Below are 25,649 nucleotides of genomic sequence, written 5' to 3' on the forward strand. Positions count from 1 at the left end.
TCGCAGTGGGGTGGGTGGTCACCAGGCGTAGTCCTCGGGGGCTGTCCGGTGGCCGGGGAAGATCTCGTCGAGGCGCGCGAGGGCCTCGGCGTCGAGGGTGATGTCGACGGCGGCGACGGCGCTCTCGAGCTGCTCGAGCGTCCGCGGCCCGGTGATCGGACCGGTGACGGCGGGCTGGTGGAGGAGCCACGCCAGCGCCAGCTCGCCGGGCGCCTCGCCGCGCTCGCGGGCGAACGCCTCCCACTGCTCCAGCGCGGGACGGTGCTCCTCGATCGCGGCGAGGGTGCGCTCGGAGGAGCGGCGCCCGCCCTCCGCGGTCTTCTCGAGGACGCCGCCCAGCAGCCCGCCCTGCAGCGGCGACCAGGGGATGACGCCGAGCCCGTAGTGCAGCGCGGCGGGCAGGACCTCGCGCTCGACGTCGCGGACGAGCAGGTTGTAGATCGACTGCTCGGAGGCGAGGCCGGTGAAGTGGCGGGCGCGCGCCGCCTCCTGCGCCTGGGCGAGGTGCCAGCCGGCGAAGTTGCTGGAGCCGACGTAGAGGACCTTGCCCTGCTGGACGGCGACCTCCATCGCCTGCCAGATCTCGTCCCAGGGAGTCGTCCGGTCGACGTGGTGGAACTGGTAGAGGTCGATGTGGTCCGTCTGCAGGCGGCGGAGGCTCTCGTCGAGCGCGCGGCGCAGGGTGAGCGCCGAGAGGCGGCCGCCGTTGGGCCAGGAGTCGCGGCCGCGCTCGGCTCCGGGAGCGGCGAACTCGCCCATGTCGCCGAAGACCTTGGTCGCGAGGACGGTGCGCTCGCGGCGCTCGCCGCCCTGCGCGAACCAGCGGCCCACGATCTCCTCGGTGGCGCCGCGGCCGGCCTCGCCTCCGTAGACGTTGGCGGTGTCGAAGAAGTTGACGCCGAGCTCGTGCGCGCGGTCCATGATCGCGAACGAGTCGGACTCCTCGGTCTGCATGCCGAAGTTCATGGTGCCGAGGACGGTGCGGGAGACGGACAGGCCGGTGCGACCGAGGTGCGTGTACTGCATGGTCCCAGTCGACTCCGGTTCGGGCCGCGTGTCCAACAGGTGCTCGGCATGGGTGCGATCGACGGGGGAGGTCAATCGGGGGCGCGCCGTCCAGGGGCCACCCCACGCCCCGCCTCGGGCCTCCGCGTCGGCCGGGTCCAGCGGCCTCGACCGGATCGCCCGCAGCCCGCTGGGCGCGGTGGCGCCCGGCCGCCCGGGTGCCGGGTTAGAGTCGCGGAATGGTCCGGACGACGCAGCGCCTCGTGATCGCCCTCTCCGCCGTGGTCCTGCTCGCCGGCTGCACGGCGGAGGCGACGAGCCCCGCCGCCGCACCCGCCGAGCCGACCGCCTCGACCGCCTCGACCGCACCGCCCGCCGCCGGAGCCGAGTCCACGCCGCGGCCGGTGCCGAGCGTCTCGACCACTCCCGCACCCGTCGAGGACGTCTCGGGCGAGTGCGTCGTCCAGGCGCTCGACGAGGGGACGCTCGACGGCGTCGACCTCGAGCGCGTGCGCGACCGCGGCACCCGCGTCGGCGCGACCGGGACGGCGAGCACCGCCTCCGACGGCGCCCCGGCCTCCTACCTGGTGGCAGCGGGCGACATCAGCGAGCGGATCGCGGACCGGTTCTGCATCAGCTCCGACTACCTCTCCGCGCTGAACTCGGTGCGCCGCGACGGCGTCGACATCGACAGCCTCTACGGCGGCGACACCCTCAACCTCCGCCCGGCGACCGTCCTGAGCGTCGGCGACCAGAACGGCCGCGTCCTCGACAACGCCGAGCCCGACGACCTCCCCGCGCAGACCGGCTGACGCCGCCGACGCCCGCCGCCACTCCTCCCGCCTCGCAGCAGCACGCGACCACCGCGGAAGGCGCGGATCCGACGGCACGTGCGCGGCACTCAGCCCAGGACGCCGATCAGGACCGCCGACACGGCGACGGTCGCGGCGAGCCCGGTCGTCCGCGAGCGGCGGCGCGCCGGATCCTCGAACCACGGCAGCCCGCCCCAGCGCAGCACGGCGCCGGCCGCCCCGGCCGCGGTGAGAGCCACCAGCGCGGCCCAGGGGAGCAGCGTCAGCGCCGACCAGTCGACGAGCGCCCGCCCGAGCAGCAGCACGGCGACGGCCTCGACGCCGCGGGCGAGCGTCCGGACGCGGTCGCGGTCGAGGAGCCCGGCCGCCCGGCGCCGGGGGACGCTCCCCAGGGCGAAGCGGCCGACGGTGAACGCGACGACGAGCAGGACGAGGATCGAGGCGATCATCACGACTCCTCCCCGGCGCGCTCCAGCAGGCGCAGGCCGAGCTCGTCGACCGAGCTCGCCGTGTCCCCGTTGACGAACACGGCCACGCCGCGCTCCCGGTCCATCGCGAGCATCGTCGAGTAGCCGGAGGTCCCTCCGTTGTGCCAGGTGACGGATCCGCCGTCCTCCGACTCCGAGGTGAACCAGCCGAGGCCGATCCGCGCCCCGTCGGCGTCGAACCGGGGATCCAGGACGCTCGCCGCGGACACCCCCAGCGCGGGGTCGTCGGTGAGGAGGGCCTGTGCGTAGCGGGCCATGTCCGCCGCCGTGGAGCGGACGCCGCCCGCCGGCGCCTAGCCCGCCATCGTCCACGCATCGACGGACCGCCCGCTCGCCGAGAAGCCGGTCGGCGCGTCGGCGGGGAGGGCGTCCGCGGTCTCCGGGACGGAGGTCGCGGTCATCCCGAGCGGATCGAGGACGCGCTCGCGGAGGAGGTCGGCGTAGTCGCGGCCCTCGGCGCGGGCGAGCGTCTGGCCCAGCACCGCCGCACCGAGGTTCGAGTAGGCGTGCACGTGCTCGCCCTGGTCCGCCTCTGCGGCCTGCCGGAGGACGTCGTCGGCCGACCAGCCCGCGTAGGGGTCCGTGCCGCGCAGCTGGGCGACGAGCGTCGAGGCGAGGTCGCCGACACCGGTGGGGAGGCGCGGCAGGCCGGAGCGGTGGGTCGCCAGCTCCTCGAGCGTCCCGGTGAAGCCGCCGACGTCGGCGTGCTCGGGACCGGGGTCCTCGAGCCCGACCGTCCCCTCGGCGGCGCTCCGGGCGAGGAGGAGCGCGGTCATCGTCTTCGTGACCGATCCGATCTCGACCTCGGTCCGCTCGTCGGCTCCGAGTCCGCCGTAGCGCACGCCGTCGGGCGTGATCACGGCGGCGACGAGGTGGTTCCGCGCCCCGTCCCCGACGTCGGTCCGGAGCCACCCGGCGATCTCGGCGTCGCCCGTCGCCTCGGTCGAGAGGGTGGGAGCGGAGGGACGGAGCAGCACTCCGCCGAGCAGGACGACGGCCGCGGCGGAGGCGGCGGCGAGAGCGAGGCGGCGGCGGGTCATCGGGGTCCTCCGGAGGCGAGCAGGATCACGAGCAGGGGGACGAGGCGCTCCGGCGGGACGCCGTAGCGACCGCGGCCGCGCGCCTCCAGCCAGCCGGCGGCGACCAGCTGGTTGACGTGGTGGTAGATCTGCCCGGTGGTGCCCGCGCCCTCGCTCTCGGCGAGCTGCGCGACGGTCTCGACTCCGCCGGCCACCGCCTGCAGGAACCGCAGACGCACGGGGCTGCCCAGCGCGGCGAGCGCGGTCGGCCCGGGGCTCGCTCCCCAGTCGCGCTCGAAGAACGCGTCGGTGCTGAGGCCGTACTGCCACTCGACGGGGCCGGCCGGAGTGGCGACCGAGCCGGCGAAGACGACTCCGCCGGGAGAGGGCAGGCGCTCGCGGAGAGCGGTCAGGGCCCAGAGCGGATCGTCGGCGGCGGGCGCGGCGGGGGTGTCGGCGCGCTCGAGGCGGTCCAGCCGCGCTCGGAGCTCGTCGACCTCGCCGGCGAGGTCTCGGGAGGAGGTCATGCCTCCACTATTGCAAACATTCCGTAATCACGGAACTCCGGAGCGGAGCCGGTACCGCAGGAGTCGCGGTGGTCCAGCTCGACCACCGCGACTCCTGCGGGATTCGGATCGCCCGGAGGCTCAGCCGAAGTGGCGCGGCAGCACGGCGCCGTTCACCGAGCGCAGCTCGTCCAGCGGCAGCATGAAGAGGCCCTGCACCTCGACCGCGGGGGTCGCCGCGTCGGTCACGCCGATGCGCAGCACCGGGTAGCCCCGGCCCTCGCAGAGCCCGCGGAACTTCACGTCGTCCTCGCGCGGCACCGACACGAGCACGCGGCCGGTCGACTCCGAGAACAGCGCGGCCGTCGCGTCGACGCCGTCGCGCTCCATCAGCTCGTCGAGCCAGATGCGCGCCCCGACGCCGAAGCGCAGCGCCGACTCGGCCAGCGCCACCACGAGCCCGCCGTCGGCGAGGTCGTGGGCGGAGGCGATGAGCGACTCCTTCGCGCCCGCCGAGATCAGCTCAGCCAGCGCGCGCTCGGCGGCCAGGTCGAGCTGCGGGGGCAGCCCGCCGAGGTGGTCGTGGATGGTGCCGGCCCACGCGGAGCCGTCGAGCTCGTCGCGGGTGGTGCCGAGGAGGTAGAGGTTGTCGCCCTCGTCCTGCCAGCCGGAGGGGATGCGGCGCGCGACGTCGTCGATCACGCCGAGGACGCCGACGACCGGGGTCGGGAAGATCGGCACGTCGCCGGTCTGGTTGTAGAACGAGACGTTGCCGCCGGTGACGGGGATCTCGAGCTCGAGGCAGGCGTCGGCGAGCGCGCCCACGGCCTCGCGGAACTGCCACATCACCTCGGGGTTCTCGGGGCTGCCGAAGTTGAGGCAGTCCGAGACGGCGACCGGGGTCGCTCCGGTGACGGCGACATTGCGGAACGCCTCCGCCAGCGCCAGGCGGGCGCCCTGTGCCGGGTCGAGCTGGCACCAGCGCCCGTTCGCGTCGGTCGCGACCGCGAAGCCGAGGCCCGACTCCTCGTCGACGCGGACCATGCCGCCGTCGTCGGGGTAGCTGAGCGCGGTGTTGCCGAGCACGTAGCGGTCGTACTGCGAGGTGATCCAGCTCTTGTCGGCGAGGTTCGCCGAGCCCAGGAGCGCCAGGGTCTCGGCGCGCAGCGCGTCGCCGCCGGTCGAGCGGGGCAGGCGGGAGGAGGAGTCGGCCTGCAGCGCGTCGAGCCAGGAGGGGTACTCGATCGGGCGCTCGTAGACCGGGCCGTCGACCGCGACGGTGCGCGGGTCGACGTTGACGATCTCCTCGCCGTGCCAGTTGATGATGAGGCGGCCGGAGTCGGTGACCTCGCCGAGCACGCTGGTCTCGACGTCCCACTTGCCGACGACCTCGAGGAACGCGTCGAGCTTCTCGGGCGTGACGACGGCCATCATCCGCTCCTGCGACTCCGACATGAGGATCTCCTCCGCCGTGAGCGAGGGGTCGCGCAGCAGCACCGAGTCGAGCTCGATGAACATGCCGCCGTCTCCGTTGGAGGCCAGCTCCGAGGTGGCGCACGAGATGCCCGCGGCGCCCAGGTCCTGGATGCCCTCGACGAGGTCCTTGCGGAACAGCTCGAGGCAGCACTCGATGAGCACCTTCTCGGCGAACGGGTCGCCGACCTGCACCGCGGGACGCTTGGTCGGTCCGCCGTCGGCGAAGGTGTCGGAGGCGAGGATCGACGCGCCGCCGATGCCGTCGCCTCCGGTGCGCGCCCCGAAGAGCACGACCTTGTTGCCGACGCCGCGGGCGTTCGCGAGGTGCAGGTCCTCGTGGCGGAGGACGCCGACGGCCAGCGCGTTGACGAGCGGGTTGCCCTGGTAGACGGAGTCGAAGTAGGTCTCGCCGCCGATGTTCGGCAGGCCGAGGCAGTTGCCGTAGAAGGAGATGCCGGCCACGACGCCGTGCACCACGCGCGCGGTGTCGGGGTCGTCGATCGCCCCGAAGCGCAGCGCGTCCATGACCGCGACCGGCCGGGCGCCCATCGAGATGATGTCGCGGACGATGCCGCCGACCCCCGTCGCCGCACCCTGGAAGGGCTCGATGTAGCTCGGGTGGTTGTGGCTCTCGATCTTGAAGGTGACGGCCCAGCCCTCGCCGACGTCGACCACTCCGGCGTTCTCGCCCATGCCGACCATGAGGTTCTTCTTCATGGCGGGGGAGACCTTCTGCCCGAACTGGCGGAGGTACATCTTCGACGACTTGTAGGAGCAGTGCTCGCTCCACATCACCGAGTACATCGCGAGCTCGCCGCTCGTGGGGCGGCGGCCGAGAATCTTGCGGATGCTCGCGTACTCGTCGGGCTTGAGTCCGAGGGCCGCGTAGGGCTGCTCCCGCTCGGGCGTCGCCTCCGCGTTCGCAGTGGTGTCGGGAACGGCGGTGCGGCTGTCTGCCATGTGCTGGAGGCTCCAGGGGAGGGGGACGGGATGCGGGTCGATCCTACCCGCCGCGGTCGCCGGGGCCCGGGCCCTCCGGTGGAGCGGTGCGGGCAGCGGCGCCTAGGATCGGGCGGGTGAAGCGGGCGGCTCTGATCGGGACCGTGCTGTGGGGGCTCTACCAGTGCTTCGGGAACCTCGGAGCGGCGAACATCTCGTCGGACGAGCCCGTGTACCTCGCCGCGGGGTGGGACTACCTGCACGGCGACGTGAGCGCGAACCTCGAGCATCCGCCGACGGCGAAGTACCTGATCGGGCTCGCGCAGGTGCTGCTCGGCGAGGGGCTGCTCGCGGGCAGGATCGCCGCCGGCGCGGCCGCGTTCCTCACCGGGGTGGTGCTCTGGCTCTGGTTCCGGCGCGAGCTCGGCCCGACGCTCGCGCTCGTCCCGGCCGGCCTGTTCCTCCTCCTCCCGCGCACCGCCGTGGGAGCCGGCACCCGGATCGACCGCCTCGCGCTCCTGGAGCCGTTCATGGTGCTCTTCGCCGTCGCGGCGATGGCGGCGGCGTGGACCTGGTCGCGCGCCTCCCCGGACAGGCGGAGCGGCTGGCTGATCGCACTGGCCGGTGCGCTGCTGGCGCTGTCGGTCACCTCGAAGCTGACCACCGCGGTCCTCGCGCCCGTGCTCCTGCTGCCGCTGCTGTGGTCGGGGAGCAGGGCCCGGGCTCTGCGGGGCGGCCTCGCCCTCTCCGTCGCGTTCGTCGTCACCGGGGTGCTCGCCTACCTGCCGGTGCACCCGGTCGAGGCGGTCCGGTACCTGCTCGAGTTCCAGTCCGAGCACAACGCCGACGGCCACCTGATCGAGGTCGCCGGGACCGCGTACGTCTTCCCTCCGTGGTGGGCGAACCTCTGGTTCATGGTCGTCGGCATCGGGCCGGCGGCGCTCGCCGTGCTGCTCCTCGGGACCCTGCTGGCCCTGCTCGCTCCGCGGCGCCGCGCGCTGGTGCTCTACCTGGGCGCCGCGACGCTGCTCCTCCTCGTGTTCCACCTGGCGATCAGCTCGGTCGCGCTGCCGCACTACTACGCGGCGTGGGCGTGGCTCCTCTGCGCGCTGGCGGGCATCGGCATCGCGGAGGCACTGCGCGGCGGGATCGTGCTGCCCGCACCCCTCGCCCGCGGCGCCGGCGCGGTGCTGCTGGCCGCCTCCCTCGTGATCGCGATCGCCACCTCGGCGGGGATCGCCCAGGAGCGGCCGACCGGGATCGCGCGGGTGGCCGACGTGCTGCGCGAGCGCGGCCTCGACGGCGGCCTGGTCCTCGCGCAGGGCATGTCCTCGGGCGTTTACGTGCCCTACATCGGCGACCGGGTGACGACCGATCCGTCGTCCGCAGGGATCGTCGCCATCGCGATCGAGCGGTCGGCGCGCTTCCCCGTCGATCCGCGCGTGTCCGCCTACCTCGAGTCGGCGCGGCCCGAGACGGTGCGGCTCGACGACCTCACCCTCGTGCTGGTCGACGGACCGCTGCCGTGACCGCTCACTTCGAGCGGCAGGCCCCCGGATCGACGGCGTCCGTCAGCGAGGCGGCCTGCTCGACCACGGGAGTGAGGACCGAGAGCGGGATGGCGTAGCCGACGTTGTCGACGGAGGCGGCCTTGCCGAAGACGACGCCCGACACGGTGCCCTCGAGAGAGAGCAGCGGGCCGCCCGAGTTGCCCTGGTTGACGACGGCGGCGAGGGTCAGCACCTCCCGTGAGGTCGGTGCTCCGTCGACCATCAGCGAGACCGTGGCGTCGGAGGAGATCTCGGCCGAGCCGAGGGTCAGCGGGCCGCCGAAGGGGTAGCCCGCGACCACGGCGTCGTCCCCGGCGGCGACGGCGTCGTCGAGCGGGAGCGGAGACGCGTCGAGCCCGTCGACGGCGATCACGGCGAGGTCGGCGGCCGGGTCCAGGTAGACGACGCGGCCGGTGCGCGGGGCCTCGCCCGGCGCCTCGACGACCGGCTGCGAGACTCCGCCGACCACGTGCGCGTTGGTGATGACGCGGTCGTCCGAGACGACGAAGCCGCTGCCCGTCACTCCGACGTCGCAGGCCCAGGCCGTGCCGGAGACGCGCACGACCGAGCGGGTGGCGGCGGCGACCTCCGGGTCGTCGGTCGAGACGTCCGGGATCGCGGGCGCCTGGGTCGGAGCGTCGAGCGCCTCGACGACCCAGGACGTGCCCTCGTCGACCACGGTCGACTGCAGCTGGGCGAGGAAGGCGCGGACGGGGGAGGGGGTGAGGTCGTCGATCGTGCGGATGACCGTCGAGCCGGCGACCGAGGTCGTGACGAGGGGGACGCCGAGGAGGGAGACGGCCGAGGTGACGGCGATCCAGACCAGGCCGGAGATCGCGACGCCGGCGACGCCGCCCGCGAGCCGGTCGAGCAGGCCGAGCTTCACCCGGTCGGCTCCGCGGCCGATGACCGCGCCGAGCGTCGCTCCGATCGCGTAGCCGACGCCCAGCAGCAGCACGGCGGTGCCGATCACGGCGAGCAGGCGCCACTCGCTGCCGGCCGCCCACGACGAGACGGCGGGCACGGCGAACGAGGCGCCGATCGCGCCCGCGACGATCCCGGCGAGACCGCCGAGGGTCCGGAGCAGACCGCGCCGCAGACCGTCGACGAGCGCGCCGATGAGGCTCAGCACGACGATGACGTCGACGATCACGGATGCACCCACGCGGAACTCCTGCCGGTGTCGGGGACGGGTCCTCCAGCATGACCGACGCGGGATGCGCGGACGCCCGGAAGCGGCTGGCAGTCCGCGGCGGCTGAGGTGCGCGGGACGGCGGCGGCGCGGGAGCCGGACGCCTCCGGGCGGGCGCTGCATCCGAGCGGGCGGTGCCTCCTAGAAGAACGAGATGCAGTACGGCGTCGCGATCGGCGCGAACAGGCGGTCCATCCGCCCCGCCTCGCCCGTGACGCGCGCCAGCCCGGCCTTCACCAGGATCGACGGCCGCACCGAGCCCAGCAGCAGCGAGCCCAGGTCGGCCACGTCCAGCGCGAGCTCGGCCTCGTCCCCGGTGCGCTCCACAGTGGCGGAGCCGCCCGAGGCGGTGAGGCGGTAGCGGCCGTCGGCGAGCCCGAGCCCGTCGGCCACCTCGACGACGACCGAGCCGTCAGCGGTCCACGGCCGGGCCGAGAACGCGGCGGCGACGTCGAGGATCCGCAGCCAGATCAGGTCGCCCACGTGGCTCACCTGCACCACGCGCGCGTCGCGGAGCGCCCAGGTCAGCGGATCGTCCACCGGCGCCATGTCCCAGGTCACCGCGGAGGCGAGGTCGACCGCGCCGAGGTAGCCCCAGAGCGCGAGGTAGGCGTCGGCGCCGGGGGCGACGAGGTCGACGATCTCGAGGGTCTTGTCGTCCTCGGGCCCGACAGCGCGGTAGGTCACGAAGCCGTCGAGCGTCCCCTCCTCGTCGAGGTGGACGGCCGAGCGGACGTCGAGGCCGGGCGTGGTCTCGCCGGACGCGGTGCCGACGGAGTTCGCCTCGTAGCGCGACTGGCGGGTCAGCGAGCCGGGGGTCGACGCCTGGAACGCGGCGAACACCGCGGGGATGCGCGGCTGCAGCCAGCTCGTCGCGACCACCTCGACGCGGCCGGCGGGCTCGGTCTGCAGGCCGAAGCGCGGCCCGGTGTCGACGCGGATCGAGCGGGTGAAGGCCGAGCGGCCGAAGCCGAACCGGCGGTAGATGGAGGCCTCGCTCGCCGTGAGCGCGGCGACCGGGGTGCCGGCCTCCTTCGCCAGGCGCAGGTCCTCGGTGATCATCGCGCGCAGGATGCCGCGGCGCCGGTGCGTGGGCCGCACGGTCACCTGCGAGACGAGGTGCGCCGGCAGCTCGCGTCCGCCGCCGACCTGCAGGGCACCGGGGAACGCCGCGTAGGTGCCGACCGGCACGCCCGCGCCGTCGAGCCCCTCGGGGGCGGAGGAGTCGACGACCGCGGTGAGCACGCGCTGGTCGGCGACCATGTGCTCGGCCCAGTCGCGCAGCTTCTCCGGCGTGAACTCCTTCTCGTGGAAGCCCGCGTTGATCGCGGTGGCCCACGCGGCGGTGGCGGCGTCGGGACCGCCCTCGTCGTTCAGGGCGGCGGGGAAGCGGCGGAGGTCGAGACCGGTGAGAGGCATCCGTCCAGCCTATTCACCCGGGGTGCGCGGGGGCTGAACCGGTGCGCGAACGGTCACCGCGACGGGCGCGCCCGTAACGCGGACCGCCGTCAGAGCACGGTCCACCGCTTCTCGAGCGCCGCGTCCACCGCCTCCGCGAGCTCGTCCAGCCGCCGGGAGTCGAGGCGCCCCGGGTCCGCGGCCGCGCGGATCCGCCCGCTCATCGCTGCGATCGCCGAGCGTCGCCGCGGCAGGGTCGCGGTGAACGCGCAGTCGCGCAGCAGCACCAGAAGCTCGCCCGCCCGGCCCTGCGCCTCCGCGAGGACCTCGAGCCGCCGCTCGAACGGCGACTCCGGGACCGTCACGCGCAGGAACCCGTCCGGATCCTGGAACGCCGCCGGCGGATCCGGGACCCGCGCGAGCAGCGCCAGCGCGGCGCCCAGCTCGTCCAGATCGCCCTCGTGCGCCAGCTCCTGCAGCCGCGAGTCCACGTCCTCGGCCGGCCCCGCCCCGAGCTCCACCGTCCGCAGCACGAGCGCGTCGAGCCGGCGCTCCTCCTCCTCGCCCGGGACCGACGGAGTCGCCGACCACCACGAGAGCACCGGAGTCGCGGCCACCGCGTGCTCGCCGATCCGCCGCTCCAGCGCGATCAGCAGGTCCTCCCGCGCGGCGAGCGCCACCAGCGCGTCCACGTCGACGTGGAGCAGGGTGCCCGAGGCGGGCGGCGCCACCAGCCGGCGTCCGGAGGGAGGGACGGTCTCCGCCCGCGTCCTCGCCCCGGGTCCGCGCTCGCTCGCCCGCAGGATCTCCTCCTCGAGGGTCCGCCGGGGTCGTCGTCGTCCGCTTCCGCGCGCCATGCCGTCACGCTACCGTCGGCCGCATGACCCGGTTCCTCGCCCTCCTCCGCGGAGTGAACGTCAACGGCCGCACCGTCCGCAGCGCCGAGCTCGCCGAGACGGTCGCCGGGATCGGCGTGGACCGGGTGCGGACGGTCCTCGCGAGCGGCAACGCGGCCTTCGACTCCGATCGCCCGGCCGCCGAGCTGAAGCCCGCGCTCGAGGCGGCGCTCGCCGAGCGGTTCGGCTACGACGCCTGGATCGTGCTCGTGACGCAGGAGGCGCTCGCCGCGGTGCTCGCCGCCTACCCGTTCCCGCGGATCGACGAGGAGGCGCATCCGTACGTCGTCTTCGGCTCGGACGAGGAGGCGCTCGACACCGCGCAGGGCGCGATCGGCGAGCCGGATCCGGCGGTCGAGCTCGTCGCCCGGGGTGCCGGCGTCCTCTACTGGCGCTGCCCGCGCGGCTCCTCGACGGACACTCCGGTCGCGAGGATCCTCGCCCGTTCCGCCTACCGCTCGAGCACCACGACCCGGAACCTGCGCACCGTCGAGAGGCTCGCGACGGCGTGACGTCCGCGGCCGTGGCAGGGCCGTCTCCGGGCTCCGCGAGCGGCGCCTCGGGGCGCCTCCGACCTCGGGAGGCGAGGAATCGGGGCTGAGAGCACGCACATTCTTTGGTTAGGCTGTCCTTAGTGCCGGTCCACTCGGACCCTGCGCCGCCTCCCGCACAGCCTCTCGAAAGGGACCCATGCCCCGCGCCACCACGCCCCTCGCCCTGCTCGCCGCCACCGCGCTGACGATCGGCCTCGCCGGCTGCAGCGGCTCGGCCGCCGGAGACGACGCCGCCGCCGACAGCGGCTTCACGCCGATCACGATCGAGCACGCTCTCGGCACCACCACCATCGAGTCGGCCCCCGAGCGCGTGGCGACCGTCAACTGGGCCAACCACGAGGTCCCGCTCGCGCTGGGTGTCGTCCCCGTGGGCATGGCCGCCGCCAACTTCGGCGACGACGACGGCGACGGGCTCCTCCCCTGGGTGAGCGAGAAGCTCGACGAGCTCGGCGCCGAGACCCCCGTCCTCTTCGACGAGACCGACGGCATCGACTTCGAGGCCGTCTCGGACACCGACCCGGACGTCATCCTCGCCGCCTACTCCGGCCTCACGCAGGAGGACTACGACACCCTGAGCGAGATCGCCCCCGTCGTCGCCTACCCCGAGACCGCCTGGGGCACCTCCTGGCGCGACATGATCACGCTGAACAGCGAGGCGATGGGCAGGGCCGACGAGGGCGCCGCCCTGATCACCGAGCTCGAGGGCGAGATCGAGGAGAAGGTCGCCGCGCACCCGCAGCTGGCCGGCACCTCGGCGATGTTCCTCACCCACGTCGACCCGACGGACCTCAGCCAGGTCAGCTTCTACACCTCGCACGACACCCGCCCCGCGTTCTTCGAGGACCTCGGCATGGCCACCCCGGGCAGCATCGCCACCGCCTCCGCCGCGACCGACAAGTTCTCGCTCACGCAGAGCGCCGAGCAGGCCGACGCCTTCAGCGACGTCGACGTGATCGTCACCTACGGCGACGACGAGCTCGTGAGCACCCTCAAGGCCGACCCGCTGCTCTCGCAGATCCCCGCGGTCGCCGACGACGCCATCGTGCGCCTGCCCTCCACCCCGCTCGGCACCGCCGCCAACCCGACGCCGCTCTCGATCTCGTGGGTCCTCGACGACTACCTGGACCTGCTCGACGAGGCCGCCGCCAAGGCCGCGCAGAGCACTCCGGCCGCCTGAGCCGGGACCGACCCGCGTGACCCTCGCCGCTCCTCCCTCCGCCTCGGGCGTCGCCGCCGTGCGCCGCCCGAGGCGGCTGCGCGCCCTCTGGCTGGTCGCGGCCGTGGCCGTGCTGCTCGCCGCCGCCGTGGTCTCGGTGCTGGTGGGGTCGCGGGAGGTGGCGTGGAGCGACGTGGTCGCCGCGTTCGGCGGGTCCACGGACGGATTCGCGCAGGCCGCGGTCGCCAAGCGCATCCCGCGCACCGTGCTCGCCGCGATCGCGGGCGCGGCCCTCGGCGTCGCCGGCGTGCTGATGCAGGGGGTGACCCGTAATCCGCTGGCCGACCCCGGCATCCTCGGGGTGAACACCGGAGCCTCGCTCGCGGTCGTGACGGGCATCGTCTTCTTCGGGCTGACGAGCTCCGCCGCCTACGTCTGGGTCGCGATCGGCGGGGCCGCGGTCGCCGCGGTCTTCGTCTACACGGTCGGTTCGCTCGGGCGCGGCGGCGCGACTCCGCTCAAGCTCGCCCTGGCCGGCGCCGCCACCTCGGCCGCGCTCGTCTCGGTGATCAGCGCGATCGTCCTGCCGCGCGCCGACATCGCGGGCGGCATCCGCTCCTGGCAGATCGGCGGAGTGGGCGGCGCGACGTCCGCGAGCATCGCGCAGGTGCTCCCCTTCCTCCTGGCCGGCCTCGTCCTCTGCGTTCTCTCGGCCAAGAGCCTCAACACCCTCGCGCTCGGCGACGAGCTCGCCGCGGGCCTGGGGGAGCGGGTCGCCCTCGCGCGCGGCGGAGCCGCCCTGGGCGCGGTCGTGCTCTGCGGAGCGACGACCGCGGTCACCGGGCCCATCGGCTTCGTCGGCCTGGTCGTCCCGCACGCCTGCCGCCTCCTCGTCGGCGTGGACCACCGCTGGCTGCTGCCGTTCTCGGCGGTGACCGGCGCCGTGCTCCTGATCGCCGCCGACATCGTCGGCCGCGTCGTCGCGCGCCCGAGCGAGATCGACGTGGGCATCGTCACCGCGCTGGTCGGCGCCCCGGTGTTCATCGCGATCGTCCGCCGCCAGAAGGTGCGCGAGCTGTGACCGCGCTGCTCGAGGCGCCCTCCGCCACCGCCCGCGCCGTCGCGGCCGGCCGCCGCCGCCGCGGGGCCCGCCGCCGGGTCGTCGTCGCCGTGCTCGCGGTCCTGATCGCGGCCGTCCTCGCCGTCTCCCTGCTGATCGGCCAGACCGTCTACTCGCCCGACGAGGTGCTGCGCGTGATCCTCGGCGAGCAGGTCCCCGGGGCGAGCTTCACCGTCGGGCGCCTCCGCCTCCCGCGCGCCGTCCTCGCCCTGCTGGTGGGCCTGTGCTTCGGGCTCGGCGGAGTGAGCTTCCAGACCATGCTCCGCAACCCGCTCGCCAGCCCCGACATCATCGGGATCAGCGCCGGGGCGAGCGCCGCCGCGGCCTTCGCGATCGTGACGCTCTCGCTCGGGGCCGCGCAGGTCTCGGCCCTCGCGATCGTCGCGGGACTCGTGGTCGCCCTGCTCGTCTACGCCCTGTCCTACCGCAGCGGAGTCGCCGGCACCCGGCTGATCCTGATCGGCATCGGGGTCGCCGCCATGCTCGACTCCCTCACCGCCTACGTGCTCTCGCAGGCCGCCGCGTGGGACCTGCAGGAGGCGTCCCGCTGGCTCACCGGGAGCCTCAACGGCGCGAGCTGGAGCGAGGTCGTGCCGGTCCTCGCCGCGGTCGTCGTCCTCACCCCCGTCCTGCTCTCGCGCTCGCGCGACCTCTCCGCCACGCAGCTCGGCGACGACACCGCCTCCGCGCTCGGCATCCGCGTGAACGCCACCCGCCTCGTCGTGATCGTCGCCGCGGTCGGGCTGATCGCCTTCGCGACGGCCGCCGCCGGCCCGATCGCGTTCGTGGCCTTCCTCTCCGGCCCGATCGCCGCCCGCCTGATCGGGCCCGGCGCGTCGCTCCTCATCCCCTCGGCCCTCGTCGGCGCGCTGCTCGTGCTCGTCGCCGACTTCGCCGGGCAGTTCGGGCTGGGCCTGCGCTACCCGGTCGGAGTGGTCACCGGCGTCCTCGGGGCGCCCTACCTCGTCTACCTCATCGTCCGCAGCAATAGAGCGGGAGGCTCACTGTGACCACCGCGCACACCCTGACGGCCGAGGGGGTCACCCTCGGCTACGGCGACCGGACGGTCGTCGACGGCCTCGACCTCGTCGTCCCGCCCGGCCGCATCACCGCGATCGTCGGAGCGAACGCCTGCGGCAAGTCGACGCTCCTGCGCTCGATGTCGCGCCTGCTCGCGCCCCGCTCCGGCGCCGTGCTGCTCGACGGCAGGGCCGTGCACCGGACGCCGGCGAAGCAGCTCGCCCGCACGCTCGGCCTCCTCCCGCAGTCGCCGATCGCCCCGGAGGGCATCACCGTCGCGGATCTCGTCGGCCGCGGCCGCCATCCGCACCAGGGGATGCTGAGCCGTTGGAGCGCCCACGACGACGAGGCCGTCGCGACCGCGCTCGACGCGACCGACACCGCCGCCCTGGCCGACCGCTCCGTCGACGAGCTCAGCGGCGGGCAGCGCCAGCGCGTCTGGATCGCGATGGCCCTCGCGCAGGAGACCGACGTGCTGCTGCTGGACGAGCCGACCACCTTCCTCGACGTCAGCCACCAGATCGAGGTGCTCGACCTGCTCGTCGACCTCAACCGCACCCGCGGGACGACGGTGGTGATGGTGCTGCACGACCTCAACATGGCCGCCCGCTACGCCGACCACCTCGTGGCCATCGCGCACGGCGCGGTGCACGCCTCCGGCACCCCGGCCGCGGTGCTCACCGAGGAGACGGTGCTCGCCGTGTTCGGCCTCGACAGCCGCATCATCACCGACCCGACCTCGGGCACCCCGCTGATGCTCCCCCTCGGGCGGCACCGCCTCGCCCCCGAGCGGATCGACGCCCCCGGCGGCGCGCAGATGACGGACGTGTAAACGGTTCCACACGGCGGCCGGGGGGCGTATACGATACCTGCAGTCCGCGGCGGACGACCGTCATCGGCGGAACCGCCGAACGCCTGCCCCCGATCAGAGGTCCTCCCCGCCGTGACTGCATCCCCGACGCGCCCAGACGCCTCCGCCCTCCGCGGCGTCCGCGCGCTCCTGTTCGACCTCGACGGCGTGCTCACGCCGACCGCCGACGTCCACATGCAGGCCTGGTCGCGGCTGTTCACGGAGTACCTCTCCTCGCGCGGGATCGCCGAGGGCTACACCGACGCCGACTACTTCCGGTACATCGACGGACGCCCGCGGTACGACGGCGTCCGGGCGCTCCTCGCCTCGCGCGGCATCACCCTCCCCGAGGGCGCGCCCGAGGACGACCCGTCGCTCGAGACCGTCTGCGGGCTCGGCAACCGCAAGAACGACGCCTTCAACCGCGCCCTCGCCGAGACCGGCGTCGCTCCCTACCCGGGCTCGCTCCGCTTCGTCGACGCCGCGATCGCCGCGGGCGTGCAGGTCGCCGTCGTCACCTCCTCCCGCAACGGCGTGCCGGTGCTCGAGGCGGCCGGCCTCCGCGACCGCTTCGAGGTCGTCGTGGACGGGCTCCTCGCCGCCGAGCGCTCGATCGCCGGCAAGCCCGCGCCCGACACCTACCTCTACGCGGCCGAGCTCCTCGGCCTCCCGGCCGCCGAGTGCGCCGTCCTCGAGGACGCGCACTCCGGAGTCGCGGCAGGCCGCGCGGGCGGCTTCGGCCTCGTCGTCGGCGTCGACCGCGGAGTCGGGGCCGACACCCTGCTCGAGCACGGCGCCGACCTGGTCGTGGACGACCTGGCCGAGCTGCTCCCCTTCCTCCCTACCGCTCCCGCCCCCGAGGACGCCGCATGAACCCCATCACCTCCGACCCGCTCGACCGGAACCGCTTCCCGATCGACGAGTGGGCCCTCGTCGAGACCGAGTTCGCCTCCGAGCTGCAGGGCCGCACCGAGACGCTCTTCGCCACCGGCAACGGCTACCTCGGCCTCCGCGGCAACGTGGAGGAGGGGCGCGACGGCTACGCCTACGGCACCTTCATCAACGGGTTCCACGAGACCTGGCCCATCCGCCACGCGGAGGAGGCGTTCGGCTTCGCCCGCGTCGGCCAGACCATCGTCAACGTGCCGGATGCCAAGATCATCCGCCTCTACGTCGACGACGAGCCCTTCGTGCTGAGCGAGGCCGACGTCCTCGCCTACTCGCGCCGCCTCGACTTCGCGAACGGCGTGCTCACCCGCGAGCTGGAGTGGCGCACCCCCTCCGGCAAGCGCGTCCTGATCCGCTCGCGCCGCCTGGTCTCGTTCACCGACCGGCACCTCGCGATCCTCGACTACGAGGTCGAGATGCTCGACCACGACGCGTCCGTGCTGATCTCGAGCCAGATCCTCAACCGCCAGGACGGCGTGGACGAGTACCACGCCCCCTCCGGCAGCGAGGGCGCCGGCTTCGACCCGCGCAAGGCGGAGTCGTTCGAGGACCGCGTGCTCCAGCCGCGCCTCAAGCGCGTCAGCGGCACCCGCTACCTCCTCGGCTACCGGACCACCAACTCCCAGATGACCGTCGCCTGCGGCGCCGAGCACCAGCTCGAGACCGAGAACGAGTGGGACCAGACCTCCCAGATCGACGACGACCTCGCCAAGCACGTCTACCGCGTGAAGGCCAAGGCCGGCCGGCCGGTCCGCCTGGTCAAGACGCTGACCTACCACACCTCCCGCGGCGTGCCCGTGCGCGAGCTCGCCGACCGCTGCGACCGCACGCTCGACCGCGCCCGCGAGACGCCGGTCGAGGAGCAGTTCGTCAAGCAGCGCGAGTGGCTGGACGACTTCTGGACCCGCTCCGACGTGCAGCTGGACGGCCAGCCCGCGATCCAGCAGGCCACCCGCTGGAACCTCTTCCAGCTCGCCCAGTCCACCGCCCGCACCGACGGCGGCGGAGTCGCGGCCAAGGGCGTCTCGGGCTCCGGCTACGGCGGCCACTACTTCTGGGACACCGAGGTCTACGTCCTCCCGTTCCTCAGCTACACGGCGCCCCTCGTCGCCCGGAACGCCCTGCGCTTCCGGCAGAACATGCTCGAGGCCGCCCGGGCGCGCGCCTCCGAGCTCAACCAGCGCGGCGCGCTCTTCCCCTGGCGCACCATCAACGGTCAGGAGTCGTCGGCGTACTACGCCGCCGGCACCGCTCAGTACCACATCGACGCCGACATCTCCTACGCGCTCATGCAGTACGTGGGTGCCACGGGCGACGACGACTTCCTCGCCCGCGGAGCGATCGACATCCTCGTCGAGACCGCGCGGATGTGGGCCGATCTGGGCTTCTGGCGCAGCAACGGCGACGATCACTTCCACATCCACGGAGTGACGGGGCCGGACGAGTACACGACCGTCGTCAACGACAACCTGTACACGAACGTCATGGCCCGGGCGAACCTCCGCTCGGCCGCCCGCGCCGTCGAGCTGCTGAAGGCCGTCGAGCCCGCCGCGTACGAGCGGATGGCCGACCGCCTCGCTCTCGACGAGGGCGAGGTGCTCGAGTGGGCGCGCGCCGCCGAGAAGATGCACATCCCCTTCGACGCGCGGGCGGGCATCCACCCGCAGGACGCGGCCTTCCTCGAGAAGGAGCTGTGGGACCTCGAGAACACCCCCGCGAGCAAGCGCCCGCTGCTGCTGCACTTCCACCCGCTGGTGATCTACCGCTTCCAGGTGCTCAAGCAGGCCGACGTCGTGCTCGCGCTGCTGCTGCAGGGCAACGAGTTCACCGCCGAGCAGAAGCGCGCCGACTTCGAGTACTACGACGCGCTGACCACCGGCGACTCGACCCTCTCGGCCGTCGTGCAGTCGATCATCGCCGCCGAGGTCGGCTACAGCGACCTGGCCCGCCACTACTTCCTGTCGGCGCTCTTCGTCGACCTCGCCGACCTGCACCGCAACACCGCGGACGGCATCCACGTCGCCTCGACGGGCGGCGTCTGGAGCGCCCTCGTCTACGGCTTCGGCGGGATGCGCGACCACGGCGGCCGGATCACGCTCGATCCGCGCCTGCCCGATGACTGGGACCGCCTCGCCTTCCGCATCACCCTCCACGGCACGCGCGTGCGCGTCGAGGTGACGCAGACCGAGGTCCTGCTGACGGTCGAGACCGGCGACTCCGCCGCGATCACCGTCCGCGACGAGCGCGTGCACGTCGCCGCCGGCAGCCCCGTGCGCGTCCCGCTCACGCACCAGGGCCGCCGCCTGCACGGAGCGCCGACCACGTCCGACATCGAGGGCACCCGCCGCTCCGACGGCACCGTGATCACCGCCTCGATCCCCACCATCTCGATGACCCCCGAGCCCGAGGTCCTGACCGGGCCCTGAGCGGCGCCGCGAACATCGCCCATCACGCACGAGACCCCCGGCCGGAACCGGGGGTCTCGTGCGTCGCGGGCGGGCGGAGCCGCCCGGACCGGATGCGTCAGGCGGAGGCGAGCAGCGACTTCAGCGCCGACGTGAAGAACGTCAGCCCGTCCACACCCGAGCGCATCGCGGCGGCCGTGTCGGGCCCGAAGCCCTCCTCGACGGCGTGCTCCGGGTGCGGCATGAGCCCCACCACGTTGCCGCGGCGGTTGCTGATGCCGGCGATGTCGTTCATCGAGCCGTTCGGGTTGTGGCCGAGGTAGCGGACGACGACGCGTCCCTCCGCCTCGAGCTCGAGCAGCGTGTCGGCCGAGGCGATGTAGCCGCCCTCGCCGTTCTTCAGCGGGATCGTGATCTCCTGGCAGGGCTCGAACCCGTTCGTCCAGGCGGTCTCGGTGCTCGCGACCATCAGGCGCTGGTCGCGGCAGACGAAGGATCCGATGTCGTTCGCGATCAGGCCGCCGGGCAGCAGGTGCGCCTCGGTGAGCATCTGGAAGCCGTTGCAGATGCCGAGGACCGGGGTCCCGGCGTTCGCCGCGTCGACGACCTCGCGCATGATGGGGGAGTGGGAGGCGATGGCGCCGCAGCGCAGGTAGTCGCCGTAGGAGAAGCCGCCGGGCAGGACGATCGCGTCGACGCCGTCGAGGTCGTGGTCGCCGTGCCACAGCGCGACCGGCTCCGCACCCGCGAACCGGACGGCGCGCTGGGCGTCGCGGTCGTCGAGTGAGCCGGGGAAGGTGATGACGCCGATCCTCATCGGGCGGCCTCCGCCGGGTAGTGGATCCCGACGACGTCCTCGATCACCGAGTTCGAGAGCATCTCGTCGGCGATGCGCTGCACCGAGGCGCGCACCTCGTCGGTCACCTCGTCGACGGTGATCTCGAAGCGCTTGCCCACCCGCACGCCGTGGAGGGCGGAGTGGCCCAGCCGCGCGAGCGCGCCGGCGACGGCCTTCCCCTGCGGGTCGAGCAGCTCGGCCTTGGGCATGACTTCAACGACGATCGTGGGCACCGTGTTCTCCGGAGTCTCGGGGGAGTGCGGTCTTCCGCGCGACCATCGTACCCGCGGGGGTCCCCGCGGTCGGCGGCGCTCAGGAGGTCGTGACGCGGATCGCGTTCGCCCAGGGGTCCTCGAAGGCGAGGGTGCGGCCGTCGTCGCGGGTGGCGACTCCGGAGCGGGCCAGCCGCTCGCCGAGCGCGCCGAGGTCGTCGGCGCCGGGCACCACGATCTCCACCTGTCCGAGGCCGAGGGCCTGCTGCCGGCGTCCGGCGCCCGCCGAGTTCCAGGTGTTCATCGCCATGTGGTGGTGGTAGCCGCCCGCCGAGACGAAGAGCGCCTGCCCGCCGTACGCGATCGTCGTCTCGAAGCCGAGCCGGTCGACGTAGAACTCCTTCGCCGTGGCGACGTCGCCCACGCTCAGGTGCACGTGGCCGACGGAGGCGCCGCCGAGGCGCGGCTGCGCGATCGACTCCTCGGTGAGGTGCTCCTGCAGGAACGCGTTCGGGTCGAGGAAGAGCGTGCTCATCTCGATCCGCCCGTGCGTCCACGACCACTGCGTGCGGTCGCGGTCCCAGTAGAGCTCGACGCCGTTGTGCTCGGGGTCGTCGAAGTAGAAGGCCTTGCTGACCAGGTGGTCGGAGCTGCCGGTGAAGGAGCCGGGGTGCCGGGTCGCGACGCTGTACACGGCCGCGGCGAGCGCCGCCTCCGATTCGAAGAGGATCGCCGTGTGGAAGAGGCCGGCGCTGCGCGGCGAGGCGTGCACCAGCTCGGGCGCGTGCTGGAGGATCACGGCCGGCACTCCGCCGCGGCCGAGCACCGCGACCGGTCCGTCGTGCGAGAGCAGCTCGAGCGTCACGGCGTCGCGGTAGTAGGCGATCATCCCGTCGAGGTCGGCGACGCGGAGGGTCACCGCGCCCATCGCGGTGTCGGGAGCGAGCAGGTCGGGGGAGGAGATGGTCACGCGGAGACGCTACCCGCTTTTGGTTGACGCTACAACCATTCGGGGAGGTGAGCGCTCATAGGAACCGCATAAGCGGCATCCAGGCGGCGCCGGGAGGCCGCGCGTGGAATGGGAACCGGTCGCGTCAGGGGCGGCCCCGGCACGAGGACGACACCATGAACGAGCGACACGAATCCGACGAGCGAGAGCTCACCGACCAGCCCGCCACCACCGAGGCGACGGGCACCGACGAGGTGCGCGCGCTGCGCGCGGACGACCGCCGTCGTCGTCGTCGAGCGCTGATCGCCGGCGGCCTCGGCCTCGCCGTGCTGATCGGAGTGACAGCAGGCGGAGTCGCCACCGCCGGCCGCACCGAGGCGGCCTCCTCCGCCTCGGCCGGCGCCGCCACGATCGTCTACCCCGGCGGCTCGCGGGGATCCTTCGGCGGCGGGTACGTGATCGTCCCCTCCTGGGGCGGATCGACGCAGGGCGGCTCCTCCCCGTACGGCTCGTCGCAGGGCGGCTCCTCCGCCGAGCCGGCCACCGGCGCGACCGACGCCGTGGCCGCGAGCACCGCGCAGACCGCCGGCGTCGTCACGATCACCTCCGAGCTCACCTACCAGGGCGCCCGCTCGGCCGGCACCGGCATGATCCTCACCTCCGACGGCATGATCCTCACCAACAACCACGTCGTCGAGGGCGCCACCGCGATCTCGGTCACGGTGGAGTCGACGGGCCGCAGCTACACCGCCCGCGTCGTCGGCACCGACGCGACGAACGACGTCGCCGTCCTGCAGCTGGAGGACGCCTCCGGCCTCACCCCCGCCTCGCTCGACACGGACGGGGTCGCTGTGGGCGACACCGTGACCGCCGTCGGCAACGCGGGAGGGACGGGCGACCTGGTCGCCGCCACCGGCACGGTCACCGGTCTCGATCAGCAGATCACGACCCGCTCCGAGTCGGGGATCTCCGCCGAGACGCTGACCGGGCTGATCCAGACGGACGCAGACATCGTCTCCGGCGACTCCGGCGGCCCGCTCGTCGACTCCGCCGGCCGCGTCGTGGGGATGGACACCGCCGCCTCCAGCGGGACGGCCGACATCACCGGCTTCGCGATCCCGATCTCGAAGGCCCTGGACATCGTCGCCACCATCGAGGCGGGCGCCGACACGGCCACCGTCGAGATCGGCTACCCGGCCTTCCTCGGCGTCTCCCTCTCCTCCGGCACCGCGTCGCCGACTTCGCGCGCGCTCGCGACCACCGCGTCCGGCGCCGTGATCGGCGGAGTCGTCGAGGGCGGGCCGGCCGCGCAGGCGGGCCTCGAGGCGGGGGACGTCGTCACCGCGGTCGACGGGGTCGCCGTCGCCTCGGCCGACCAGCTGTCCGCCTCGCTCGCGCAGCGCGAGCCCGGGGAGTCGGTGACGATCTCGTGGACCGACTCCGCGGGCTCCGCCCGCTCCGCCCAGGTCGTGCTGGTCGAGGGTCCGGTCGCCTGATCGGAGCCTCCGCGGGGCCGCCGGAGCGTTCCCGGCCGTTCACCCGGACGAGCGCGCCACGCCGCCCGTTGTTTTGATCCGCTCAAGACAACTCGGGTAGTGTCCTCGGCATGACGACAGTGGACGAGCGGCTCCGAGCCTCCGGGCTCAAGGTCACCGCCACCCGGCGCGCGGTGCTCCTCGCTCTCGAGGAGCACCCGCACTCCGGGGTGGACGCGGTCCTGGCCCGAGTGCGCGAGGGCCTCCCCGAGGCTTCGGCCCAGGCCGTCTACGGAGTGCTCTCGGCGTTCACCGACGCCGGGATCGTCCGCCGCATCGAGCCGGAGGGCCATCCCCGCCGGTTCGAGCTGCGGGTCGGCGACAACCACCACCACGTGGTGTGCCGGCGCTGCGGGGCCGTGGCCGACGTCGACTGCGTCGTCGGGGAGGCGCCGTGCCTGCATCCGCAGACCGCGAGCGGCTTCGCCGTGGACACCGCCGACGTCACGTTCTGGGGCACCTGCCCCGACTGCCTGGCCCTGGCCCACTGACCGACATCCGCTACACCGCAGCGGCGGGCCCCGTGCCCCTCGCCGACAGGAGGAACATGACCGAGGAACCATTCACCACCACGAACTCCGGAGCACCGGTCGCGAGTGACGACCACTCGCTGAGCGTCGGAGCCGACGGGCCCCTCGCGCTCCACGACCACTACCTCGTCGAGAAGCTGGCCCAGTTCAACCGCGAGCGCATCCCGGAGCGGGTCGTCCACGCCAAGGGCGGCGGAGCCTTCGGACGCTTCACCACCACCGCCGACGTCAGCGCCTACACGCGTGCCGCGCTCTTCCAGCCCGGAGTCGAGACCGAGATGCTCGCGCGGTTCTCCACGGTCGCCGGCGAGCAGGGCTCGCCCGACACCTGGCGCGACCCCCGCGGCTTCGCGCTGAAGTTCTACACGAGCGAGGGCAACTACGACCTCGTCGGCAACAACACCCCCGTCTTCTTCATCCGCGACGGCATCAAGTTCCCCGACTTCATCCGCTCGCAGAAGCGCCTGCCCGGCAGCCACCTGCGCGACCACGACATGCAGTGGGACTTCTGGACCCTCTCGCCCGAGTCGGCCCACCAGGTCACGTGGCTCATGGGCGACCGCGGCCTCCCCTCCTCGTGGCGGCACATGGACGGCTTCGGCTCGCACACCTACCAGTGGATCAACGCCGCCGGCGAGCGCTTCTGGGTCAAGTACCACTTCAAGACCGACCAGGGCGTCGAGATCCTGAGCCAGGAGCAGGCCGACCAGATCGCCGGTGAGGACGCGGACTTCCACATCCGCGACCTGTCCTCCGCGATCGACCGCGGCGACTTCCCCTCGTGGACGCTGTCCGTGCAGGTCATGCCGTACGAGGACGCGAAGAGCTACCGGTTCAACCCGTTCGACCTCACCAAGGTCTGGCCGCACGCGGACTACCCGCTGATCCAGGTCGGCACCATGACGCTCGACCGGAACCCCGAGAACTACTTCGCGCAGATCGAGCAGGCGGCGTTCGCCCCCTCGAACTTCGTGCCCGGGATCGCGGCCAGCCCCGACAAGATGCTCCTCGCGCGCATCTTCAGCTACGCCGACGCGCACCGCTACCGCGTGGGGACCAACCACGCGCAGCTGCCGGTGAACGCGCCGAAGTCGCCCGTGCACTCGTACTCGAAGGACGGCCCCATGCGGTTCGACTTCCAGAAGTCCGAGGTGCCCGTCTACGCGCCGAACACGATGGGCGGCGCCCACGCCGATCCCGCCCGGGCGGCGGAGTCGGCCGGCTGGGAGACCGACGGCGAGCTGACGCGCGCCGCGGCGACCCTCCACCCGGAGGACGACGACTTCGGTCAGGCGGGGACGCTCTACCGCGAGGTCCTCGACGACGACGCGCGCGCCCGCCTGGTCGCGAACATCGCCGGCCACGTGTCGAAGGTCACCCGTCCGGAGCTGCGGCAGCGCGTGCTCCAGTACTGGGCGAACGTCGACTCGTCGCTCTCGCAGCGCGTCGCCGAGGCGCTCGAGCCCTCGGCTCCCGGTGCGGACGTCTCCCCCGAGGCGGTCGGCATCGGGGCGTAGTCCCGGCATCCCCTCGAGGAGCGCGCGGTACCGGAGCGATCCGGGTCGCGCGCTCCTCGTCGTTTCCAGGGAGGGTCCTTCCACTCGGTGGAGTCGGATCCCGCGCGCGCGGGTGCCCGCCTCGGTCCGATGCAGCCGGCTCGGACCCACGATCCGCCCGCGGAACCGGGCGCCGACGGGGAGGACCCCTGATCCCGACACGCCCGGGATGTGCGATTTCGGCCCGTTGTTTGACAGCACCGCGATCGCTGCGTAACTTATTCCGAGTCGCCACAAAGGCCGCAGGGAAACGGAAAGAGCAGCAGCTCCTACGTCCCGGCCTCAATCGGGACCATCCACTCGGCAAGACAGCTTTTCGGAGCAGGTCTGCCGCACGGATGTAAAGCCTTCGCAGGATTCCTCGGATCCAGCAACTTCGCCGCCCGGCGCAGGACTCAGGTCCTGAACCGAGCAACGTCGGAGCGCCTATGAGCGTGACGGCATCGCGAAGAAGCCGGATTTGACACGGCCCGCGGATGTGCTAAGTTATACAAGTTGCCACGGCGACAGGGAGAAAGAAACTTCTCTTAGTCTACCGAGAAGACGCGTATGACGCAAGCAACAATATCTTCGATCACTTTCGTTGTGAAGCACCTTTCTGGTGTGGAGGCGGGATGTGTCCGATTCTTGAGAACTCAACAGCGTGCACTATGTTCAATGCCAATTTTATACCCCGGCCTTGATCTTCGGATCGG

At 73.1% G+C, this 25,649-nt stretch carries 22 protein-coding genes and 1 pseudogene; 12 read left to right on the forward strand and 11 right to left on the reverse strand.

Going from position 1 to position 25,649, the window contains the following annotated elements; translation table 11 throughout:
- Positions 1 to 18: 18 nt before the first annotated feature.
- Positions 19 to 1,026 (reverse strand): aldo/keto reductase, encoded by a 1,008-nt coding sequence (locus C5D04_RS06320; RefSeq protein ID WP_104222753.1) that lies wholly within the window; start codon positions 1,024 to 1,026, stop codon positions 19 to 21.
- Between the two features lie 218 nt (positions 1,027 to 1,244).
- On the opposite strand from C5D04_RS06320, the gene C5D04_RS06325 reads away from it, so the two are divergent.
- The gene (locus tag C5D04_RS06325) at positions 1,245 to 1,817 is read left to right on the forward strand and encodes a hypothetical protein (protein ID WP_104258059.1); all 573 of its coding nucleotides are present in this window, start codon (positions 1,245 to 1,247) and stop codon (positions 1,815 to 1,817) included.
- An 89-nt stretch (positions 1,818 to 1,906) separates the two neighbouring features.
- On the opposite strand, the gene C5D04_RS06330 is transcribed toward C5D04_RS06325, so the two are convergent.
- The 4 genes and pseudogenes from C5D04_RS06330 to purL form a co-directional block, all read right to left on the reverse strand.
- Positions 1,907 to 2,266 carry a hypothetical protein gene (locus C5D04_RS06330; RefSeq protein WP_104225688.1) on the reverse strand — a complete coding sequence of 120 codons (360 nt, stop codon included), beginning with the start codon at positions 2,264 to 2,266 and terminating at the stop codon, positions 1,907 to 1,909.
- Positions 2,266 to 3,345 (reverse strand): annotated as a pseudogene (locus C5D04_RS06340) (serine hydrolase domain-containing protein). Before C5D04_RS06340 ends, C5D04_RS06330 begins: the two are co-directional and overlap by 1 nt.
- Positions 3,342 to 3,851: a helix-turn-helix transcriptional regulator gene (locus tag C5D04_RS06345; RefSeq protein ID WP_104222749.1), complete on the reverse strand. Its 510-nt coding sequence runs from the start codon at positions 3,849 to 3,851 to the stop codon at positions 3,342 to 3,344. The pseudogene C5D04_RS06340 and the gene C5D04_RS06345 overlap by 4 nt, the downstream one beginning before the upstream one ends.
- Positions 3,852 to 3,971: 120 nt before the next feature.
- Positions 3,972 to 6,266 (reverse strand): phosphoribosylformylglycinamidine synthase subunit PurL, encoded by a 2,295-nt coding sequence (purL, locus tag C5D04_RS06350; protein ID WP_104347423.1) that lies wholly within the window; start codon positions 6,264 to 6,266, stop codon positions 3,972 to 3,974.
- Positions 6,267 to 6,382: 116 nt separating this feature from the next.
- Between purL and C5D04_RS06355 the strand changes: the two genes are divergently transcribed.
- Entirely contained in the window at positions 6,383 to 7,774 is a 1,392-nt protein-coding gene (locus C5D04_RS06355; protein WP_181134433.1) for a glycosyltransferase family 39 protein, read from the forward strand.
- A 4-nt stretch (positions 7,775 to 7,778) separates the two neighbouring features.
- On the opposite strand, the gene C5D04_RS06360 is transcribed toward C5D04_RS06355, so the two are convergent.
- The 3 genes from C5D04_RS06360 to C5D04_RS06370 form a co-directional block, all read right to left on the reverse strand.
- Positions 7,779 to 8,960, reverse strand: a complete 1,182-nt coding sequence (locus tag C5D04_RS06360; RefSeq protein WP_258060556.1) for a MarP family serine protease — start codon at positions 8,958 to 8,960, stop codon at positions 7,779 to 7,781.
- A gap of 168 nt (positions 8,961 to 9,128) precedes the next feature.
- Complete coding sequence (locus tag C5D04_RS06365) at positions 9,129 to 10,406, reverse strand: GNAT family N-acetyltransferase (RefSeq protein ID WP_104347425.1); 1,278 nt, start codon at positions 10,404 to 10,406, stop codon at positions 9,129 to 9,131.
- 89 nt (positions 10,407 to 10,495) lie between these two features.
- Positions 10,496 to 11,242, reverse strand: coding sequence for a DUF2254 family protein (locus C5D04_RS06370; RefSeq protein ID WP_104347426.1), 747 nt, complete (start codon positions 11,240 to 11,242; stop codon positions 10,496 to 10,498).
- Between the two features lie 23 nt (positions 11,243 to 11,265).
- Between C5D04_RS06370 and C5D04_RS06375 the strand changes: the two genes are divergently transcribed.
- The 7 genes from C5D04_RS06375 (at position 11,266) to C5D04_RS06405 (ending at position 19,355) form a co-directional block, all read left to right on the forward strand.
- Positions 11,266 to 11,793: a DUF1697 domain-containing protein gene (locus C5D04_RS06375; RefSeq protein ID WP_104347427.1), complete on the forward strand. Its 528-nt coding sequence runs from the start codon at positions 11,266 to 11,268 to the stop codon at positions 11,791 to 11,793.
- 178 nt (positions 11,794 to 11,971) lie between these two features.
- Positions 11,972 to 13,012 (forward strand): iron-siderophore ABC transporter substrate-binding protein, encoded by a 1,041-nt coding sequence (locus C5D04_RS06380; RefSeq protein WP_104222743.1) that lies wholly within the window; start codon positions 11,972 to 11,974, stop codon positions 13,010 to 13,012.
- Between the two features lie 16 nt (positions 13,013 to 13,028).
- A complete protein-coding gene (locus tag C5D04_RS06385) occupies positions 13,029 to 14,072 on the forward strand; it encodes an iron ABC transporter permease (RefSeq protein WP_104347428.1) in 1,044 nt (347 codons plus the stop codon).
- Positions 14,069 to 15,121: an iron chelate uptake ABC transporter family permease subunit gene (locus C5D04_RS06390; protein WP_258068849.1), complete on the forward strand. Its 1,053-nt coding sequence runs from the start codon at positions 14,069 to 14,071 to the stop codon at positions 15,119 to 15,121. The genes C5D04_RS06385 and C5D04_RS06390 overlap by 4 nt, the downstream gene beginning before the upstream one ends.
- Positions 15,118 to 15,963: an ABC transporter ATP-binding protein gene (locus tag C5D04_RS06395; RefSeq protein ID WP_104222740.1), complete on the forward strand. Its 846-nt coding sequence runs from the start codon at positions 15,118 to 15,120 to the stop codon at positions 15,961 to 15,963. Before C5D04_RS06390 ends, C5D04_RS06395 begins: the two co-directional genes overlap by 4 nt.
- Positions 15,964 to 16,074: 111 nt before the next feature.
- Entirely contained in the window at positions 16,075 to 16,854 is a 780-nt protein-coding gene (locus C5D04_RS06400; protein WP_104347429.1) for an HAD family phosphatase, read from the forward strand.
- Positions 16,851 to 19,355 (forward strand): glycoside hydrolase family 65 protein, encoded by a 2,505-nt coding sequence (locus tag C5D04_RS06405; RefSeq protein WP_104222738.1) that lies wholly within the window; start codon positions 16,851 to 16,853, stop codon positions 19,353 to 19,355. Before C5D04_RS06400 ends, C5D04_RS06405 begins: the two co-directional genes overlap by 4 nt.
- Positions 19,356 to 19,452: 97 nt before the next feature.
- Here the strand turns inward: C5D04_RS06405 and purQ are convergent, their stop codons facing one another.
- The 3 genes from purQ to C5D04_RS06420 all read right to left on the reverse strand — a co-directional run bounded on the left by purQ (position 19,453) and on the right by C5D04_RS06420 (position 21,312).
- Complete coding sequence (gene purQ, locus C5D04_RS06410) at positions 19,453 to 20,151, reverse strand: phosphoribosylformylglycinamidine synthase subunit PurQ (RefSeq protein ID WP_104347430.1); 699 nt, start codon at positions 20,149 to 20,151, stop codon at positions 19,453 to 19,455.
- Positions 20,148 to 20,405 (reverse strand): phosphoribosylformylglycinamidine synthase subunit PurS, encoded by a 258-nt coding sequence (gene purS / locus C5D04_RS06415; protein ID WP_104222736.1) that lies wholly within the window; start codon positions 20,403 to 20,405, stop codon positions 20,148 to 20,150. Before purS ends, purQ begins: the two co-directional genes overlap by 4 nt.
- A gap of 79 nt (positions 20,406 to 20,484) precedes the next feature.
- On the reverse strand, positions 20,485 to 21,312 hold the full coding sequence (locus tag C5D04_RS06420) for a VOC family protein (protein ID WP_104239376.1): 828 nt from the start codon (positions 21,310 to 21,312) through the stop codon (positions 20,485 to 20,487).
- 197 nt (positions 21,313 to 21,509) lie between these two features.
- On the opposite strand from C5D04_RS06420, the gene C5D04_RS18500 reads away from it, so the two are divergent.
- From C5D04_RS18500 to C5D04_RS06435, 3 genes are all read left to right on the forward strand, one after another.
- Positions 21,510 to 22,829 carry a S1C family serine protease gene (locus C5D04_RS18500; RefSeq protein WP_104347431.1) on the forward strand — a complete coding sequence of 440 codons (1,320 nt, stop codon included), beginning with the start codon at positions 21,510 to 21,512 and terminating at the stop codon, positions 22,827 to 22,829.
- A 110-nt stretch (positions 22,830 to 22,939) separates the two neighbouring features.
- On the forward strand, positions 22,940 to 23,359 hold the full coding sequence (locus C5D04_RS06430) for a Fur family transcriptional regulator (RefSeq protein WP_104222735.1): 420 nt from the start codon (positions 22,940 to 22,942) through the stop codon (positions 23,357 to 23,359).
- Between the two features lie 56 nt (positions 23,360 to 23,415).
- Positions 23,416 to 24,915 carry a catalase gene (locus C5D04_RS06435; RefSeq protein WP_104347432.1) on the forward strand — a complete coding sequence of 500 codons (1,500 nt, stop codon included), beginning with the start codon at positions 23,416 to 23,418 and terminating at the stop codon, positions 24,913 to 24,915.
- Positions 24,916 to 25,649 lie beyond the last annotated feature (734 nt).

Origin of the sequence: Rathayibacter sp. AY1D2, assembly GCF_002932695.1 — a bacterium.
In the GTDB taxonomy this organism is placed as follows: Bacteria; Actinomycetota; Actinomycetes; order Actinomycetales; family Microbacteriaceae; genus Rathayibacter.

Coding starts and splice junctions, on each gene's coding strand:
- C5D04_RS06320 (WP_104222753.1), bottom strand. CDS start 1,026: ATGCAGTACACGCACCTCGGTCGCACCGGCCTGTCCGTCTCCCGCACC.
- C5D04_RS06325 (WP_104258059.1), top strand. CDS start 1,245: ATGGTCCGGACGACGCAGCGCCTCGTGATCGCCCTCTCCGCCGTGGTC.
- C5D04_RS06330 (WP_104225688.1), bottom strand. CDS start 2,266: ATGATCGCCTCGATCCTCGTCCTGCTCGTCGTCGCGTTCACCGTCGGC.
- C5D04_RS06345 (WP_104222749.1), bottom strand. CDS start 3,851: ATGACCTCCTCCCGAGACCTCGCCGGCGAGGTCGACGAGCTCCGAGCG.
- purL (WP_104347423.1), bottom strand. CDS start 6,266: ATGGCAGACAGCCGCACCGCCGTTCCCGACACCACTGCGAACGCGGAG.
- C5D04_RS06365 (WP_104347425.1), bottom strand. CDS start 10,406: ATGCCTCTCACCGGTCTCGACCTCCGCCGCTTCCCCGCCGCCCTGAAC.
- C5D04_RS06370 (WP_104347426.1), bottom strand. CDS start 11,242: ATGGCGCGCGGAAGCGGACGACGACGACCCCGGCGGACCCTCGAGGAG.
- C5D04_RS06375 (WP_104347427.1), top strand. CDS start 11,266: ATGACCCGGTTCCTCGCCCTCCTCCGCGGAGTGAACGTCAACGGCCGC.
- C5D04_RS06380 (WP_104222743.1), top strand. CDS start 11,972: ATGCCCCGCGCCACCACGCCCCTCGCCCTGCTCGCCGCCACCGCGCTG.
- C5D04_RS06405 (WP_104222738.1), top strand. CDS start 16,851: ATGAACCCCATCACCTCCGACCCGCTCGACCGGAACCGCTTCCCGATC.
- purQ (WP_104347430.1), bottom strand. CDS start 20,151: ATGAGGATCGGCGTCATCACCTTCCCCGGCTCACTCGACGACCGCGAC.
- C5D04_RS06420 (WP_104239376.1), bottom strand. CDS start 21,312: ATGGGCGCGGTGACCCTCCGCGTCGCCGACCTCGACGGGATGATCGCC.
- C5D04_RS18500 (WP_104347431.1), top strand. CDS start 21,510: ATGAACGAGCGACACGAATCCGACGAGCGAGAGCTCACCGACCAGCCC.
- C5D04_RS06430 (WP_104222735.1), top strand. CDS start 22,940: ATGACGACAGTGGACGAGCGGCTCCGAGCCTCCGGGCTCAAGGTCACC.
- C5D04_RS06435 (WP_104347432.1), top strand. CDS start 23,416: ATGACCGAGGAACCATTCACCACCACGAACTCCGGAGCACCGGTCGCG.